This is a genomic window from Spirosoma koreense (assembly GCF_054777875.1).
In genome coordinates this window covers 2225853-2244503 of sequence record NZ_BAAHAC010000022.1, presented here as the reverse complement: position 1 = coordinate 2244503, position 18651 = coordinate 2225853, and the positions used below count along the sequence as shown (strand labels likewise).

The 18651-nt window shown below is 54.5% G+C and carries 12 protein-coding genes; 2 read left to right on the top strand and 10 right to left on the bottom strand.

Annotated elements, in window-relative coordinates:
• Nucleotides 1-18: 18 nt before the first annotated feature.
• The 10 genes from ACYVC2_RS22795 to ACYVC2_RS22750 all read right to left on the bottom strand — a co-directional run bounded on the left by ACYVC2_RS22795 (nt 19) and on the right by ACYVC2_RS22750 (nt 15031).
• The gene (locus ACYVC2_RS22795) at nt 19-1245 is read right to left on the bottom strand and encodes a glycoside hydrolase family 88/105 protein (protein ID WP_461106067.1); all 1227 of its coding nucleotides are present in this window, start codon (nt 1243-1245) and stop codon (nt 19-21) included.
• 16 nt (nt 1246-1261) lie between these two features.
• Entirely contained in the window at nt 1262-2968 is a 1707-nt protein-coding gene (locus tag ACYVC2_RS22790; protein ID WP_461106065.1) for a glycoside hydrolase family 43 protein, read from the bottom strand.
• Between the two features lie 28 nt (nt 2969-2996).
• On the bottom strand, nt 2997-4286 hold the full coding sequence (locus ACYVC2_RS22785) for a nucleoside hydrolase-like domain-containing protein (RefSeq protein ID WP_461106063.1): 1290 nt from the start codon (nt 4284-4286) through the stop codon (nt 2997-2999).
• Nucleotides 4287-4336: 50 nt separating this feature from the next.
• On the bottom strand, nt 4337-5359 hold the full coding sequence (locus ACYVC2_RS22780) for a pectinesterase family protein (RefSeq protein WP_461106061.1): 1023 nt from the start codon (nt 5357-5359) through the stop codon (nt 4337-4339).
• A 93-nt stretch (nt 5360-5452) separates the two neighbouring features.
• Nucleotides 5453-6220 (bottom strand): rhamnogalacturonan acetylesterase, encoded by a 768-nt coding sequence (locus ACYVC2_RS22775; protein ID WP_461106059.1) that lies wholly within the window; start codon nt 6218-6220, stop codon nt 5453-5455.
• A 13-nt stretch (nt 6221-6233) separates the two neighbouring features.
• Nucleotides 6234-7889, bottom strand: coding sequence for a glycoside hydrolase family 28 protein (locus ACYVC2_RS22770; RefSeq protein WP_461106057.1), 1656 nt, complete (start codon nt 7887-7889; stop codon nt 6234-6236).
• An 80-nt stretch (nt 7890-7969) separates the two neighbouring features.
• A complete protein-coding gene (locus ACYVC2_RS22765) occupies nt 7970-9616 on the bottom strand; it encodes a RagB/SusD family nutrient uptake outer membrane protein (RefSeq protein ID WP_461106055.1) in 1647 nt (548 codons plus the stop codon).
• A gap of 18 nt (nt 9617-9634) precedes the next feature.
• Nucleotides 9635-12958, bottom strand: coding sequence for a TonB-dependent receptor (locus ACYVC2_RS22760; RefSeq protein ID WP_461106053.1), 3324 nt, complete (start codon nt 12956-12958; stop codon nt 9635-9637).
• Nucleotides 12959-13249: 291 nt separating this feature from the next.
• The gene (locus tag ACYVC2_RS22755) at nt 13250-14284 is read right to left on the bottom strand and encodes a FecR family protein (RefSeq protein ID WP_461106051.1); all 1035 of its coding nucleotides are present in this window, start codon (nt 14282-14284) and stop codon (nt 13250-13252) included.
• 168 nt (nt 14285-14452) lie between these two features.
• Nucleotides 14453-15031 carry an RNA polymerase sigma factor gene (locus tag ACYVC2_RS22750; protein ID WP_461106049.1) on the bottom strand — a complete coding sequence of 193 codons (579 nt, stop codon included), beginning with the start codon at nt 15029-15031 and terminating at the stop codon, nt 14453-14455.
• 376 nt (nt 15032-15407) lie between these two features.
• Between ACYVC2_RS22750 and ACYVC2_RS22745 the strand changes: the two genes are divergently transcribed.
• Entirely contained in the window at nt 15408-16271 is an 864-nt protein-coding gene (locus ACYVC2_RS22745) for a phosphotransferase family protein (RefSeq protein WP_461106047.1), read from the top strand.
• Between the two features lie 84 nt (nt 16272-16355).
• Nucleotides 16356-18626, top strand: coding sequence for a hypothetical protein (locus ACYVC2_RS22740; RefSeq protein ID WP_461106045.1), 2271 nt, complete (start codon nt 16356-16358; stop codon nt 18624-18626).
• Nucleotides 18627-18651: the final 25 nt, after the last annotated feature.

Below are 18651 nucleotides of genomic sequence, written 5' to 3'. Positions count from 1 at the left end.
AGCCTGCACCGGTCTATACTATTCCTTCCCGGGCTTTAGTGCTTCAAATTCCAGCGCCAGCATAATAAACGGACCGACGGATTTAGGATCGTTATCGCGTTTTGCCTCCCGGCAGTAGTATTCGTAGGTACCATCGCGGTAGGGCGTTCCACCCAGCCCGGCACCGGCGCAGGCATCGGTAATGCTGATCCGCCCATCGGGCTCGTTCCGGATGAACTGCGTGCGAATGCCCTCATATCCCTTGCTGGCCACATCCATAAACGATTTCTCCAGATACCCTTTGCGGGTGGCTTTCACCAGGAAATAAACGAACATGGTCGATGCCGACGACTCCAGGTAGTTACCCTCCCGTTTACCCACATCCATCACCTGATACCAGAGTCCGGTCTGCGGGTCCTGATACGTCGCCAGGGTTTGCGCCAGTTGGCGGGCGATGGCCAGAATCTGGTTCCGCTTCGGGTGATTGGCCGGAAAATAATCGAGCACATCGACCAGCGTCATGGCGTACCAGCCCATTCCCCGCCCCCAGACGTGCGGTGAGCGCCCGGTCTCCTTATCGGCCCAGCGCTGCTCTTTGCGTTCATCCCAGCCGTGGTAATAAAGGCCGGTTTTAGGGTCTTTGTTGTGCCTGTCGATCAATTGAATCTGGTTGGCTACGTCGGCGAACAGAGCCGGTTCGTTGAACGTCTGAGCGTACTGGGACAGAAACGGCGACGCCATGTATAGCCCATCGAGCCACATCTGGTAGGGGTAATGTTTCTTGTGCCAGAACCCGCCTTCGCTCGTACGCGGGTGCGTCAGCATCTGAGTCCGTAACAGCCGGATGGCTTTCTCGTATTTTGGGTCGTGGGTACGCTCGTATAACGCAAACAAAAACTTCCCGGAATTGACCGCGTCGATGTTATACTGGCTGAGCGTGTAGGTTTTGATGCTTCCGTCCGGGCTGATCATCTCGTCGGCGTATTCTCTGATGTAATCGTAGTATTTTTCCGACCCCGACTGTTTCCACAGTTTTTCGAGCGAACTACAGACCAGCCCATGGCAGTAATTCCAGCGGGGCTCCTTCGAAAAATCGAGCATCCACCCTTTCGGGTTCCGGCTCATATCAGAATCGGCCATCCTGACCGACCAGGGGATATCGGTGGCCGTCGGTGCGGCTGGTTGTGCACCACTCAGCGCGTTTGTCAGGAGCAACAGGGCCACCAGGCTAATCGGTTTTAAAACACAGCTTATCCGCTTCATCATGGTCTATTTTTATCGATCAGGGTGTCTCAGCAGGCACCGGCTCGACCCGAAACCAGTCGAAGTCGGCATAGCCTGAGTCGTTAATCTGCGTCGTACGGGTACAGAAAATGCCCATTTTAGCGCCAATCCAGCGGCCCACTTCCGCCTGGTACGAATCGCCGGTTTTGGTATACCGTTGCCCATCCAGACTATAGCTGAATTGGCATTTCGCGCCTTCAGTCACTGCCACCCGCAGGTAGATCGGCGTTCCAGGGTTCACTTTCGTAACAACGGTTTCTGTTTCCGGCTTGCCTTCCGAAGCTTTTTTGCAAACCCCGTACACCAGGCTGACGCCCTCTTTTCCGCTTTTCAGAACCAGATTGGCATAACTCAGACCCATGATGACCAGGCCGGTGCGTTCGTTTTCCAGCTTTGGATTGGGCCTGAATGTCAGCCGGGTGGTCGCCATGAACCGCTCGGCCGGAAACTTTTGCAGCAACAGGTTGGGCACGCCCCAGTTGTTTTTAGCGTCTTCGGGCCCTTGGTAGGAATACAACCGCAGAAACCCCGGCTCACTCCCGGCTCGCCGACCGATCATGTGCCAGATGCCTTTCGGATTCGCCTGCCATTGCCACTGCCGACCCAGCACCGGTTCGTCGAACTCATCCGATTCGGGGGGTGTCATGATGGGATACGTAGCGCCTACCGATGGTTTTTTGTGGGTGAGCACCGGCTCGCCCTTTCCGTCGCCGTCGGTATCGATCCCAATGACCGGCCAGTCGGCAACCCACTTCATGGGCTGCAGGTGCACCACCCGCCCGTAGGCTTCCTTATCCTGAAAATGCAGGAACCAGTCTTCGCCGGGCTTTCCGCCGATCGGTTTCGTATCGACCCAGGCGCCCTGATGCGGGCCGTTGATCGGACTTTCCCCCTGGTCCATCACCACTTTCCGTTCGTAGGGTCCGTAAATGTTTTTTGCCCGCAAGACCAGTTGCCAGCCCGTAGGCACGCCCCCCGCCGGCGCGAAGATGTAGTAGTAGCCGTTGCGCTTATATAATTTAGGCCCTTCGATGGTGGGGTCGGTTTCGTGACCGTCGTAAACGATGACGCCCTCGTCCAGCACCTTCGTTCCTTCGGCATTCAGTTTTCTGACGGTGATCACGCTCTTGATTCCGGCCCGGCTACCCGCCCAGCCATGAACCAGGTATCCCTGTCCGTTGTCGTCCCAGAGTGGGCAGGGGTCTATTAGTCCCTTGCCGCCCTGCACCAGCACCGGCTCCGACCAGGGACCGGCAGGGTTGGTGGCTTTAGTGAGATAAATGCCAAAATCGGGGTCCGGGTAATACAGGTAAAACTCGTTTCGGTGGTGCCGGATCGCGGGAGCCCAGACGCCGTTGCCGTGCTGAGTTTTCTCGAAATGCTCGAACGGGGGCTGGCGTTTCAGCGCATGACCGATCAGCGACCAGTTGACCAGGTCTTTCGAATGCAGAATGGGCAGGCCGGGAATGGCGTCGAAGCTGGACGCGACCAAGTAATAGTCGTCGCCCACCCGGCAGGCATCGGGGTCCGAATAATCGGCATGAAGAACCGGGTTTTTGTAGGTGCCGTTGCCCAGATCAGCGACCCAGACTTTCGAAACGGAGGAGCTTGTCCCATTGCCCGAAACGGGTTTTACGGCAGCTGTTTGCCCAAGTACGGAATAGGTTACCAGAAGAAACAGGCCGCTGGTCGATACAAATTTCATGCAACAAAGATTCTTGTGTGTTTGCTTTTTAGTATAGCCAGGTCCACCGCTTGGCCCAGTCCAGCCAGACGGCGTTTCGCCATTTGAGCACGGTTTTAGCCCCCTGCTGCCGGCCATCGAAAAGCGTAGGGTCCGATCGGTCGGTGTACCAGTTTGGGCCTAAGCGAAAATCAGTAGCGCCCTGCCTGCCCGGCCAGCGGTTGTTCACGACAAACGTGCCGCTCTGCTCAGCGAAACCGGGAATGGTCGAGTGGAGGGTATAACTCAGGGTTTCGGTCTGTTTCGGCACATACAGGATTGCATAGTCGCCTTTACCCAGGTAATAGCCCGGCCATTTCTGCTCACCGATCTGTGCCTGAACCGTCATCGTAAAACAGGCCGAATCGGCCGGTATATCGATCAGTGGACCTTTAAAGTGGAATTCCATCACCGAATAAACCGTGGCGGTATCCGCCAGCGTGGTGTTTCGGGAATAAATGCGCCGTGGACTGTGGTCGAATTTTTCAAAGCTGCCGCCCCAGCTTTCCCGGAATGGATCGTTCGGGTCGCCATCCATTACGTAGAGCAGGGATGGCGTGTCGCCCATCTTGGGGTTTCCCTTGTAATAGTTCTTAAAGTCTTTACCCAGATGACCGGCCGCGCGAATGTATCGGTCGTAGTAGTTGCGGGTATTGAGGCTGTCGGGAACGCCGTTGTTGGAAAACAAACCGTTGTAGGAACCGTTCGCTTCGATGAACCACAGGTTGGGAAAATTCCGGGCGATATAGGCATAGCTGTTGGCGCTCCACTTCTTATTGGGCCCCCCGATCCAGTAGATCTTGATGTGGCTCTGGATAGAAGGATCGTCGTGCAACGCCTGTGCTACGTCTTCTAAACCACCCCAGACCAGCACCCAGAGCGGCTGTTTGCTTTGCTTTTTGGCACACTGGATAATCCAGTCCGACCCTTCAGTGGCGGTGGCGTAGCCTTTATACGGAGCCGCGCCATGACGCCCCTGCTTGCAAACTGCCCGTAAAGCATCCGGCGATGGATAATCTTTAACGTGCTGACGCAGCCTGGGAAGGTCTTTCTGGTACAGATCGATCATGTCCAGGATGTTCTGCCTGCTGCCGTTGCCATACGAAGGCGACGAAACCAGTCCTTCGGTTTCGAACCGGTCGCTGTACATCAGGAAATGCGTCATCGACTGGTTATCGTCCGGATCGGTTCCGCCGATGTCGGTGCTGATAAGAATCCGCGGCTTGACGGGTACGGGCTTCTGCGCAACGAGCGTCTGAGAGACACATGCCAGCAAGTAAATAAGAATCGCTTTTTTCATAATCGGGTATCAGCTAGTGCGACAGAACCAGTCCGTAAAATCACGGCCGCTTACTTCCCAGGGTTCGAGGATAGTTGGGTAGCAGGCAGCCAGGTCGACTGTTGCGAAAAGATAGTGGTCAGGGTGTATTGCTTCAGGTCTTTGGCCGACAACTGCTTTGCCCACCCGGCCCGCTTTGCCGCATTTCCGCCCGTACCGGTGCTGCCGTATTCGGCGTAGACCACCGTTTTTTCATTGGCCGTATTTCCCCAGTTTTCCCAGCCTACGGGTAAAATATGCCCACCCATGTCGGTCCGGATAAAAATCGTTTTGGCATACGGTCGCCAGGGTCGACCCAGATAAACTTTCTGGGCGGCTGGATCGGCCACGAGCTTGCAGTCGAAGAAGACGAAGCCGTATTTCTGATAGTCGGGGGTGGCGGCTGCGGTGATAAAGGAATCCGACAGACTTCTGATCGTACAGGATTGAAAAACCGAAATCGATTTTCCGAAGATAAAATCGGTAGTGCCCTCGATGTAGCAGTTTTCGTAATACTGCCGACTGCCTTCAGCCGCTGCGTACAGTGTATCCTGATTGCCGAGGAGGATGCAGTTTCGGCACACGAACCGGTCGCCCTCCACGTGCAACGCCACCGCCTGCCCCACCCGACCGGCGGTATTGCGGATGGTCAGGTTCTCCAGAATGATATCGGGCGCATCGACCAGCACAACGTAGGAAGTATACGTGCTGTATTTGTCTTTACCGGTCAGGTCTTTGCCACCGGGGTAGGCTTTCCCCGAATAATCGTCGCCCGTAATGATCACGCCTTCTTTGCTCTCCCCGACAACATGAATATTGGGTTTCCAGGACGGAATAACGAGTTTTTCGGCGTAGGTGCCATTTCTCACGTACAGCGTCACCCGTACCTGCATGTGATCGCGGAAGCTGTTGACGGCCTCCTGAATGGTTTTGTAGTTGCCGCTCCCGTCCTGCGCCACGGTAAAAGTAACGGAGGTCGTAGGCGACAGCGTGGCCTGAGCGCAGGCCAAACGAGCGCAAAAAGCAAAGCAAAAAATCAGAAGCAGTTTTTTCATACTGTAGTACCAAAGCTCCAGCTTCGGGTGAGTTGCGTCAATTGGTTTGGGTTACGACCAAAGCCGGAGCTTCGGCACTACCTCTACCCATTATTATTTTGCAAGTTCGGGTTTAACGATTCGGTCGGCCAGGTCGAGCTTCAGTGACCGGATGTTTGCCAGCACGATTTCGGCTATTCGGCGGGCACCGAGTTCACTGAAATGGGTATTATCTTCTTTGCCCTCCGGGTAATTGGGATGCTCGCCGGGTGCTAGCTGAAGGAATAAAAGCTTCGAATGGTCGACGCCGAACTGCTGCAGGAGCTGCTGGCTTTGGGTGTCTAAATCGATCAAGGGCGTTTTTTGGTCTGCGGCTACCCGGCGTACCAGTTCCGAATAGACGGGGTGAGTACCTTCAATGGTTCCGGCCGTGTCGAATTTCCGACGCGCCACGGGCGTAAGGAGTACCGGCGTTGCTTTCTTCGCCCGGCTTTCGGTAATAAACCGAATCAGATTGGCGCTAAAATCCGCTTCGGTCGTGTAGCTTTTCTTGGTCGGCACTTCGTCGTTGTGCCCAAACTGAATGAAGACATAGTCGCCTTCGTGCAGATTCCCGACGACAGGTTGCCAGCGGTTTTCCTCGATAAAAGTACGGGTGCTACGCCCGTTCTGCGCCCGGTTGTCGACGGTAACGGTTTCATCGAAGAAATAGACGAATGGCATACCCCAGCCCGTTTCCGGGTAGGCTTTTACCTGCTTGATGGCCATGGTCGAATCGCCGATCAGGTAGACCGTAATCTTGCCGGGAGGCCTGGTAAACGCCAAAAGCCCCACCAGGCCGCACCCGACCGCGATTTTCCGAAACAGACTCTGATTCTTCATGGTCATTAATCAATTATTTCGCCGACGACAGAATCAGGTTCTTTTCCAGCGCCCCTTTGCTAAACTCAGCTTTGGTCTGGGCTTTGGCAACGTCGGTATTCTTCACCTGAATGTCCTGGCTCCGTTCGCCGTTGATGGAAAACAACAGACTCGCTTTCGGGTCGTACTGAATCGAATCGAAGGTCAGCTTGCTGCTATTATCGACCAGGATGACGGGCTTCGTACTTTTAGTGATGAGCTGAACGTTTTTGAGCACAATCCCGCTCGCATCGATCAATTCCACGCCTTTGTCGGCCTGCAACACCAGCTTTTCCATCGTGATGTTTTTAACCGGCATCTCGGGTAAACCACGAATGAAAACACCTTTGGTAGCCCCGCTGCAAACGATATTCTCGAATTTCATATTCTGAAACACCGGCGTACCTTCGTTGACCACCGGGCGCTCGTCGCGCGCGCCGTCCGTCGCGAACTTGACGAAATAATACATGTCGAAGAAGATGGCTTCGCCGGCGATGTCTTTCATGTAAATGTCTTTGGCGTAGATGTGCTCGACGACCCCGCCCCGCCCACGAACCGATTTGAAGCGCAGGCCTTTGTCGGTGCCCATGAAGGTGCAGTTCGACACGAAAATGTTTCGCGCGCCCCCGCTCATTTCGCTGCCGACCACAAATCCGCCGTGCCCGTTGTAGACCGTATTGTTCCGGATCACACCATTTTCGGTGGGCATGCCGCGTTTTCGACCCTCTTCGTCCTTGCCGGATTTGATGCAGATGGCGTCGTCGCCTACGTCGAGCGTGCAGCTTTCGATCAGGAAGTTCTTGCAGGACTCGATGTCCATGCCGTCGCCGTTATGGGCATATTCCGGATTTTTAGTCGTCACGTTCCGGATGGTCAGGTCCTGGCACATCAGTGGGTGCAGGCACCAGGCCGGTGAGTTCTGGAACGTAACGCCCTCCAGCAGAACCTTTTTGCAGTTGGTCAGCACCAGCAGATTCGGCCGCAGGAAATCTTTCATGTCGGCAAAATCCTGCGGAGTTTTTCCGGCTGTCAGCAGCATACTTTTGTTTTCGGCGCTGGCTCGTTTGAACTGCTCGCTCGGATACCAGGTCTTGCCGTCTTCCTTCAGCACGCCCCCCGCTTCCACCTTCTCTTTCCACTGCGGTTCGGTCAGTTGGTTTTTGTTGACGGCTCGCCAGACATCGCCGTTGCCGTCGACAATCCCCTGTCCGGTGATGGCCACATTTTCCAGATTGACACCCGATACCGGCGACTGATTGCGGGCGGCCCGCTTGCCTTCGTAGGTACCTTCGACCAGCGCGTACTGGCTTTTATCGGTCGTAAACAGCAGGGTTGCGGCCTTTTTCAGGTGCAGATTGACGTTGCTTTTCAACTCGATGGGCCCCGTCATCCACAGCCCAGCGGGCACCAGCACCACCCCTCCGCCTTTTTGACTGCAGGCCAGAATAGCGGCATTGATCGACCTAGTGTTCAGGGTAACCCCGTCGGGTCTGGCTCCGTGGGTTAGAATCGATACCGTATCCTTACGAAAGACCGGCTGAGCAACCTTCGGCAGGTTCGTCCAGCTAAAGGGTGACGGACTTTGGGCCAGAGCCGTTAAGGGGGCCAGTATGGCCAGTCCAAGGCGGAAAAATTGATAACGTTTGCTCATAGCGTTAAAGTCAATGTCGTTGGTGGTCAGTCATGGTCATCGATTGTCATCAGTGACCATGACTGACCACGCAATGACTCTTATTGATATCCCTGATTTTGTGTGAACTCGCTTTTGTTCGTTACCGCATCGAGCTGGGTTTGTGGAATGGGGCGAAGCACGTGGTAATCCTGAATATTAACCGCGTTATCGGGGGCATCGGCGCGGGTGCGTTCCAGCAGTTTACCGGTACGCTTCAGATCGAACCAGCGGATCTGCTCACCGGCCAGCTCCCGGGCGCGTTCGTCCAGGATAAAATCAAGCGTTACCTGAGCCGGGGCAATCTGCATGGCAGCGGTTTTGCCGGCTTTGGCCGCCCGCGTACGCAGCACGTTGACGTAGTCGGCTGCGGCTGGCAGGTTCCCCAGTTTCATCTGGGCTTCGGCAGCAATCAGGTAGACCTCGGCCAGCCGGATCACAAACACGTCGCGTGCACTCTGCGCTTCGTTGAGGCTGGCCCGCGTCGGGTCCATAAACTTCGACAGGGTTGGGTAGCGCAGGTTGTCTTTTACGGTTCCGTTGGCGTTGTAGATTTTGCTACGGTCGTAAGTCTGGTACTTGCGGGTAGCCTCGAATGCATCCGGAATTTCCTTTTTCGTGCAATATACGGCCGTATCCCCCAGGTTCATACCCGCCGGACGTGAAGTCGAATTGGCAAACCACACCTGCTGAAACGACCCTTCGTAGCGGGCGTCGTCGTCGCTGTACAGATCCAGCAGAAAGCGAGTTGGCATGTACCGGTTGAAGGGCCGACCGTTGGCGATGTCGCGGGTCATACCGGGGCGGTCGTCGTACTTCATCAGAAACAGCAGGTGACCGTTGTTGCTACCCCGGCTGTGCCCATACGGGTTGAAGGTCGTGTTTACCAGGTCGTTCAGGGCTAAGTTCGCCGAGTAATCGACTACGTAAATGGCCTCTTTCGTTTTCAGATTGCTCATTTTCCAGAGGTCGGCGTAGTTGGCTTCCAGCTTGTAATTGGGGTTGGCCAGCACCGCCTGCGCCATCTCCAGTGCTTCTTTGTTCAGGCCTCGGGTGAGGTACATACGCGCCAGAAACGCCTGAGCCGCTCCTTTTGTCACTTTTCCGTATTGCGGCTGCGTGACCGGCAGGTTCGCCACGGCATACTTCAGATCCTCGAAAATCTGGTTGTAAATCGTTTCGATGGGTGTCCGGTTGGCTGTCGACACGATCCCGTTGGTTTCCTGGGTGGTAAAATGAACCCCGCCCCAGGTTTCGGCGATGTGCCAGTAGTAGAACGCCCGCAGGAACCGCAGCTCGCCCTCCCGCACGGGCCGCAACGCAGCCGACAGACCGGCTTTATCGATACGGCTGATGCCGCCGTTGCACAGATTGATGGCCGCGTAAAACTCCCGCCACTCGCTGGAAAGCGCGGCATTACTGCCTTGTAGGTTCAGGTATTGCGTCAGGTCACGATACACTTCGCCCGAGCCGCTCGTCCAGATATCCGTTCCGGTTTCGGCAATGTTATACCCTTCCTCCTTGCCATACCACCAGCGCTGATAGGTGTAAGCCGCATTGACCAGGGTTTCGAATCCTTCGGGCGTGGTGTAAACGGTTTCGGCCGTCAGGCCGCTGGGGTTATATTCTTCCAGGGTGTTCTTGCAGGAAAACAGCGTCAGCAGCGCCAGTGCCAGCAACCCCGTTTTTTTGATATTGAATAGGTTCATAACAGGTAAAGGTTGAGGTTACAGGTTGACGTTCAGACCAAATACGTAGAGCTTTGTCATCGGGAAGTTTTCCGAGCCGCCCCGCTCGGGGTCGTAGTTCAGTTTCGTAAACGTGAACAGGTTCTTGCCGGTCACGTACAGCCGCACCCCCCGAATCACTTTCGAGCGCAGGAACGTGGCCGGTACGTTGTAAGCCAGGGTGATGTTCCGAATCCGGGCGTAAGTGCCATCTACGTACCCCAGCGTCGATAGGTATTTCAGACCGCCGTTTTTGTTCGGGCGTGGATACGCATTCGTTGGATTTTCGGGCGTCCAGTAATCGAGTCCGGCGGTGCTATTGCCCACACCCTGCTGATCGAAGCGGGCCGACCGGTCGGAGTTGATCATCTGACCGACGCGCGCATACAGAAACACATTGAGGTCGAAGCCCTTGAATTTGATCGTGTTATCGAAGCCACCGCTCCATTTTGGCCGGGGAGTCCCCAGGATGATCCGGTCGTTGACGGCATCGATTTTTCCATCGGCGTTCTGGTCTTTCACTTTAATTTCACCCGGCAGCTGGGTCGGCGAGATCTTGGCGGCCTGATCGGCTTCGGTGGTTTGCCAGATGCCCAGTTTCTGGTAGTCGTAGTACACATTGATGGGATAACCGATAAACCAGCCGTTGCCGATATCGTTGCCGCCCGTGACGAGTTCGGTAATTTCTTCCTTGTTTTTGGTGAAGGTCACGTTACTGGTCCAGCTGAAACTGGGCGTACGAACGTTAGTGCTCCCCAGCGTGACCTCGACACCCCGGTTGCGGGTTTTGCCGATGTTCTGCTTCACGGTCGTGACACCGGTCGTCGGAGGCAGGCCCCGATCCAGCAGCAGGTCCGATGTGCGGGTATCGTAATAATCGACCGAGGCATTGATCCGCCCGTTCAACAGACCAAAATCCAGCCCCAGGTTTTTCGTGTTCGACAGTTCCCAGCCCAGTTCGGCGTTCCCCACGTTTCGCGAGAAAGTATAGGCCGGAGCGGCCACTTCGTCGTAACCGAACGCCAGCCGGGTAAGCGTGGTCTGGGTGGCATACGGCCCCGACGGATCGTTTCCGGCTACTCCGTAACTGACGCGCAGTTTCAGGTCGCTCAGCCCTTTTACCCGCTGCATGAATTTTTCCTCGATGATCCGCCAGGCGAAAGCCGCCGAGGGGAAAAACGTCCACTTGTTGCCCACGGCCAGTTTCGATGAACCGTCTTCGCGGGCGGTCAGCGTCACTAAATACCGATCGCGAAAGGCGTAATTCAGCCGTCCGGCGAAAGAGACCAGGTTGTTCTGCGAATAGGCTGAGTTAATTTTGATTTCCTCGGTGGCGCTACCCAGCGAATAGAACAGTTGCGAAGGCAGCAGCTGATTGACACCCGAAGCGGCTACGTTGTCGGAGGTGTTGCCGATGTAGCTGGCAATACCGGTCAGTGTAAAGGCGTGCTGGCCTAAGGTCCGCTGATATGTCATGACGTTCTCCCAGTTGATGCTCCGGCTGCTGCTGGTGTTGTACGTGGCCAGTGATTTCCCCGTCAGCGAGCGGTCGATCGACCGGGGCGACGCATAGGACCCATCCCGAATGGAAGCCAGGTTGACCCCGATCGTACTGCGGGCCGTGAAGCCTTTGAACGGGGTAATTTCGAGGTATCCATTGGTCAGGATCCGGGTGGTCAGCACCGAGTTATTGAACACGTTGGGCTGTTCATCCGACAACGGATTGGCCGTCTGCCCATCGAGCATGATGTAATTGAAATTGCCGTTGGCATCGTAGAGCGAACCCAGCGGGCTGATTTTGTTCGCCTGGTTGAGCGGGTCCCGCCGGACGCTCTGGTCGTAGTAGGTAAGCTGGCTCTGCAAACCAATTTTCATCCAGTCGGTAATCGTGTAATCGACGTTCAACCGGCCGGTGTACCGCTTCAACTGGTCAAGTTTGAGAATTCCTTTTTCGTTATAGTAATCGACCGACACGTACGACTTCAGCCGATCGGTCCCGGCCCGCACCCCGATCTGGTAATCCTGCTGCAAGCCATTATGAATCAGCTCGTTCTGATAATCGGTCCAGATTCCTTTCTGCAACGCATCGTATTCAGCTACATTCGTAAAAATGGCCGCATCGTCGGCCGGGCTTTTCCAGACACCGGCCGCGCGCCAGGCTTCCCGCTTGAAATCGCGAAAGGCGTTGATGTCCATCGCTTTGGGGTACATAGTCACCTGCGAAATTCCCGAATACGCATTGAAGGAAATATCAGGTTTGCCGGATCGCCCTTTTTTGGTCGTGATCAGAATAACCCCGTTGGCCCCGCGCGACCCATAAATAGCAATCGACGACGCATCTTTGAGCACGTCCATCGTTTCGATGTCGTTGGCGTTGATATCCTCCAGGTTACTGTACTGAATTCCGTCGACAATGATCAGCGGAGCGTTGTTGCCCCCGATGGAGCGGTTGCCGCGGATCGAGATGTTCACCTTCGCACCTGCCTGCCCACTGCTCCGGGTAATGTCGGCCCCGGCAATTTTCCCCTGGGCGGCTTCCAGCACGTTGGCCGTCGGCACTTCTTTCAGCTGCTCACTTTTCAGTTGCACCACCGAACCCGTCAGGTCTTTCTTACGCACAGCCCCGTAGCCAATCACCACGACTTCGTCGAGCGCCCCTACTTCGGGAGCCAGCGAGACATCGATCGTCGTCTGGCTACCGACTACCACGTCTTTCGTTTGGTACCCCACAAACGAAAAGGTCAGGGTAACCTGCTCTCCATCGGGTACGGTTATCCGGAATTTTCCGTTGGCATCCGTCGTCGCTCCGCGCGTCGAGCCTTTTACTACGACGCTTACGCCGGGTAGAGCCGTGTTTTTTTCGTCTAAAACCGTACCGGCTACGCTATGGTCGGCGGCTTCATTGGCGGGCGTCAGTAGCTGCGTATGCGCTTCGGCCTCGGATTCCAGCACGATCTGCCCACCAACCAGCCGGTAAGTCAGTTTGAGCGGTTTCAGCAACTCGCTCAGTGCTTCGTTCAGGCGTTTGTCGGCCATATTGACCGTAACGGACTGATTTACATCGATAGCTTTGGAACTGTACACAAACCGGGCGGCCGTTTGCTGCTCGATCTGGGTCAGTACCGTGCGTAGCCGCTGCCCATCGGCTTTAAGCGTAACCGGTCGGTTCATCAGTTCCTGACCGTGTCCGTCGAAAGCCACCGACAGGCTGGCACAGGCCATCATCAGGGTGAGTTGAATAATCGAAAGTTGCATAAACCGCCAGAATGTTTTCACCGGCCAGCCTCTGCCGGTGCTGATGCGTTGAGGTACTGTTTTTTTCATAGATTTAAGGGTTTTTGTTAAATGGAGATTTGACAAAATCATTCCTCAGGTTGGGGCAAGATTCGCGGTCTACCCAATACGAGGAAACCAGGCGCTGGTTTATGCTGACAACATGACCAGCGCCCTTCAGTAATCAGAGAAACGGGTTTTGCATAGGCTTATAGGGGTTTGCTGGATAATGGATAATGGATCACTATTAATCCCTACAAATCAGTATATTATCCGCTGAACGTCATTCATTTCACATTATTCATTTCACATTATTCATTATCCATTATTCATTTCAACTCCTCATTCACATCCTTTTCCGCTCAGCAGGATGGTCGTTCCTTTCACTTCGTAGGTCGCTTTCAGGGCAGCACAGATAATATCCAGTTGCGTGTAGAGCGGCTGATTCGATAAATCGGCGGTTAGCGGACAGGCCTTCTGGCTTTCCGTTTCGACTTCGATAGCAATGCCATAAGCTTGTTCGAGCCTCGCCAGTACGTCGACCAAAGGCGTATCGTCGAATTGAAAGGAAATGGTTTTCGGCTCATGACCGGAGGGGCGGATAAGCTGCGGAGCGTCGACCAGGCCCGTCACGAAATGCTGTTCTTCCTCAAAAAAAGTAGCGGTTTGGTTAGGACTCAGAACCACCCCACCGGCCGACGTTTTCTTAGTGGTTAACGCTTCATAAACAGCTACCCGCCCCGTTACTACCTCCACCCGCACCTGTTTGGCCGCCAACTGGCTTCTCACAAAAAAACTCGTTCCCAGCACTTTGGTCACCACGCTTCCCGCATGCACAAAGAAAGGCCGGGCGGGCATTCTCGCCACCGAAAAGAACGCATCGCCGGTGAGGTAAACGGTTCGCTCCCGTGGTTCAAAATGTTTTGGAAACCGAAGTGAACTATGGGCCGCCAGCTTCACATGGCTTCCATCTTCCAGACGGACATCCAGAGGAGTTGCCGAGGCATTGGTCCGCTCGATCCAGTCGGTCTGGTCGATTGCTATAGGTGAATCTGTCGGGATAACGGTATCCTGCCGATGCTGCGCCCAGTACCACCCTCCCATCAGAAGCAGCGAAGCGGCAATTCCGATCCATCGGAAGCGAGCGGTTCCGAAAGGAATAACCCGACCGGGCTCGTCTTTCGCATCGGCTGGCATTCTCTGCTGAATCTGATTCCAGAGCCGGTTTTCCAGCTCGTCCGTATCGAGTGCTTCCTGCGCCTGACCAGTTTCTGTTTCCAGCAAGCCATACCAGTGCTCGACAAAAGCCTTTTCGGCCGATGTGCATTCCCCGCGAAGGTACTTTTGTAGGAGTTGACCAAATTTTTTGCGGCTCATGACTGGATACGGTGGGTTTACACATCCTAAGTCAGGCAACTGCTGCCGGTACCGCAAATAGTTTTATTGATTATTGGAAAGTTTCAATTGAAGAGCCGAAAATTGCCGAAAATTCTTAGAATGATCCTACCCTGACTTAGAGTAACCTTACTCGGGGGTACAATCTGATCAGGCGTATAGCAACAAGAAAAGGCTGGGAAGGAGATAGTCGCGCAGGTAGGTACGCAGCGCTTTGATGGCCTGGCTAAGGTGGTATTCGACCGTTCGTTCCGGGACGTTTAATCGGGACGATATTTCTTTTACCGAATGATACTCCAGCCGGTTTAGCCGGAAAATCTGACGGGTTTTTTCGGGCAGATCGTTCAACTGTCTTTCCACGGCTTCGATCAGTTCGTCGAGGTCCATCTGTTCCTCGGTGGTCGATGAGGCTTCGGGGAGGTGGGCATACGCGTAGTCGGCGTATTTTTCGTGGATCAGCGTGGATTTGATGTGGTTGATGGTGGCATACCGAACCGCTGTCATCAGGTACGCGTCCAGCCGTTCGATGCGTAGTTCCGTACGGCGCTCCCATATTTTCAGGAAAATGTCCTGCACCAGTTCTTCTACCGCATCCTGTGACTCCACTTTGCGCCGGGCAATCCAGTATAGTTTTTTCCAGTATCGCTGATAAATCTCCCGGAAAGCGGCCTCGTCACCTGTGCGCAGGCGAATCACTAATATCTCATCTGACAATGATTTGAGGTGCATAGATAGGCGAGCGCCAGGCTCGTTACAATTTTGAACTTTTCCCAGAATCGGCCTTACCAGTAATCCCTCTATCTCTGAGTGAACCGATAAGTAAGCTCACGAACTTCCTTACATTTTCCAAGTAAAAGTTTTATTATTTCTATGCAATCGTTACCGGGAACGTTGCCAGATTATCAAATTACGTAGTTTACGGTTGACCTGTGTTTCTGATTTAACCTACACAGGATAATTTGGTTGGGGATAGGCTTACATTATGAATTGTACTTTTCCTGAAATGACCTTTGTATACAGACCATTCCTCAAGTAGTTGCCGTCTTCTCACGGGAAACCAAAGACCGAGGGCGAAAAAAATTGTATACTTACACCAGCACAACTCATGGCTATGCTGGAATACGTCAAAACGGTAATTACTACCTGTTTCCCTGAACTGGCCGACGCATCGTTTACCCTACTGACTACGGGCTGGGATTCCGTTGCCGTTGACGTAGACGATCGGCTGATTTTTAAATTCCCCCGCGACGAAGAGAACACCAACGCTCTACGGCGGGAAGCCACCATACTGGCAGTTGTTCGTTCGCGAGTGACCCTGCCGGTTCCCGATCTGGTGTTTTTCGACAAACCGATTCCGTTTTCCAGACACAACAAACTCCATGGAGATCATCTGACGACGGTACAGTATGAACGATTGCCTGAGATAGCCAGACAACGACTGGCCGAAGATATGGCTCGTTTTTACGCCGAACTTCATGCCATCGAGACTTCCTCACTGCAGGCGGCCGGTGCGCAAACCAATGACCAATGGCCCAGTCCCGACATCATTCTCGCTGGTATTCGACCGTATCTATCCCGGACGCAGTTGATGAAGGCAAAAAAATTGCTCGATACATGGGCACGGCTTCCCACCGACCCTTGTGGCGTGACGTTCGGTTTTTTTGACGGCCACGGCCTTAATATGGCTTTCGATCATGAGCATCAACGCCTTAGGGCTATGTATGACTTCGGCGACGCGGGGTTTGGGGAACTTCATGAAGAGTTTATCTATACCAGCTTCATTGCTCCCGAGTTAACCCAGCGGGTGATTACTCAATACGAGCAACTGACCGGACGCTTCATTGACCGGGAGCGGGTTTCTATTCTGACCGGGGTCCTGCTCATGGTCGAACTGGCGGACATGGGCAACGATTCGGACCATGCCCCGGCTGTAGTACATAATGCGCTGAGCTGGCTGAACCCTACATGATCGGGCCCATACGCTTACTTTTCCAAACGTCCCAAAGGCTGTCCGGTTAGAAACGAACAAACCATCATATCTACCTGACGACCCATGAAGAATATCGATGTTGCTGCCTCATGGCAAACCGTCACCCAACAGGAACAAGCCTCGCAGTGGGTTACGGGTCTCGGCGAACAGTTGAAAGCAGCTACACATGTCCAGCCCATACCCTGGCAACCAGAGCAGGGCCACTTGCAGACCTGTCTGACGCCTAATTCGTTCTGGATCGTGTATAGCTTTGCTTCAGCGGGTAAGCTGGCCATTCGCACCTGTTTCGATCCGCAGACGATTCAGTCGGTCAAGGTTCTTAAGAAATCCAAAACAGCTGTCGAATATCACCTTGAAGGGTCGCTGGGCCTGTTTAGGGTCCGCATCGAGCAACCGGCCCAGGCTCCCATGGTCCTGCATTACACCACGTCGCTGGAACCCCGGCAGGACTTCCGCGTACAGGCCCTGCCGCGCGACATCTACGTGCTCGACGATGCGTATGACCCGACGGCAACGGAAGGTATGGTATACGTTACGCAGAGCGGTCCGACGGCCGGGCTGGCCTACTGGTCGGTAACCAGGCCGGTGGCCGGCACGGTGCTTTACCTGCAAAATCTGACGGCGCTGAACGACTATTGCCAGGCTACCCACACCGAACCCGGAGGGAGTATCTCGGTACAGTGGCCCGAGATTGGTTTAGCGCTGCCCACTGCCGAACAGCCCCTGATAGCGGGTAAGGAAGTGGTGCTGAACGATGCCTTTATTTACCTCAGCGACACGATACCCGACAATGAGATCGAAGCCAGCGATCACTTTCTGGAGGCTATTGCCTGTTTGTATCGGCTGTTACCCAAGCCCGAAACGGTTTATTATGACTGGCCTAAAGCTGCTGAACAAACCATCCAGGCGCTGGCCGAAGCGCGGGGTTGTGGGCGACGGATAAAAAACCGGTTTTATCTGAATGCCTACGTCGGTGCCAACCAGAAACCTCCCGAAAGCATGGTCCAGCTGGCAATTCTGGTACCGCTCTGGGAGTATCAGGCGTGGCAGGAAGAGCCCATCCCGCTGGTCGACCAGCTGCAGAAGGCCATCCACACATTTTACGACGAGAAGAAAGCGACGCTGATGCGGTGGTTACCCGGTCAGGCGTTTGGCAAAGACGAGACCAGCGAAGAGGAAGATCCGAACAAAATCGACTCGTGGTATTTACTGCACACACTGATGAACCTGGGTCGGCTGGCCGATAAGGGCGACATGGAAGACAAAGAGCTTCTGTTCCGCTCGCTGGAATTTGCGATTGGTGCCGCTCATCATTTCGATTACAACTGGCCGGTGTTTTACGACAGTCGTACCCTGGCGGTCGTAAAAGCCGAAACCAGCGAAGGTCACGGGGGCGAACTGGACGTAGCGGGCCTTTTTACACACGTGATGCTTCAGGCTTATGAACTAACCAAAGACCCGCTTTACCTGACAGAAGCCGAACAGTCGGCCCAGCGCCTGCGGGGGAAAGGCTTCGAATTGCTCTACCAGAGTAACATTACGATCATGAGTGCCCTCACGCTGGCCAAGCTCTGGAAGATTACGGGCAACCGCCTGTATTTCGACCTGAGCCGACACAGCATCGCCAACATCTTTGCCAAGCTATGGATCTGGGAGTGCAACTTTGGCTTCGGTCAGTTGCGCAGCACCTTTCTGGGTGTAGCGCCCCTAAAAGATGCAGAATACCTGGCGGCTTACGAGGAGGGCGAGATTGTGGCGACGATGTTTAACTACCTGAAGGAAGTAGAAAACGATGTATCGCCATCCATACGACTGTTTTTTTCGGAGTTTATGAAGTACCTGCTTCACCGTGGGCGGTATTATTTTCCGTCGGAGCTGACCCCGGATGGAATCAGCCAGGAGCCACGGGAAGGCTATATCGTGGCTGATTTGCCTATTCCGCTCGAAGATATCTCGACGGGCTGGAAACCGGCGGGGGCCGTGGGTCAGGAGGTGTACGGTGGGGCGCTGGCTTCTATCCTGACGACTTATGCCTACAAACGATTTAAAGACATGCCGTTTATGGTTTACTGCGAATACCCGATTCACCAGGCCGAATTTCAGGTTACCGGTAAAGACAGCGGCTACGCAATTTTCCGGCTGAGCGGCACCGCCGATTATCACTGTCGGGTACGGGTGCTGGCCAAAGGGAACAAGCTTCCTTCGGTGCGGCTGCTGGACAATGATAACCAGGCAGGCACCCCACTCAAGGTAACGGAGGAGGACAACCACTACCAGGAATATCGCGTAAGAGGAGACCTGCGGCTACGAGTCGAATGGACGAAATCAAAGTAAACGCAGTCGGGTACAACATGATCAT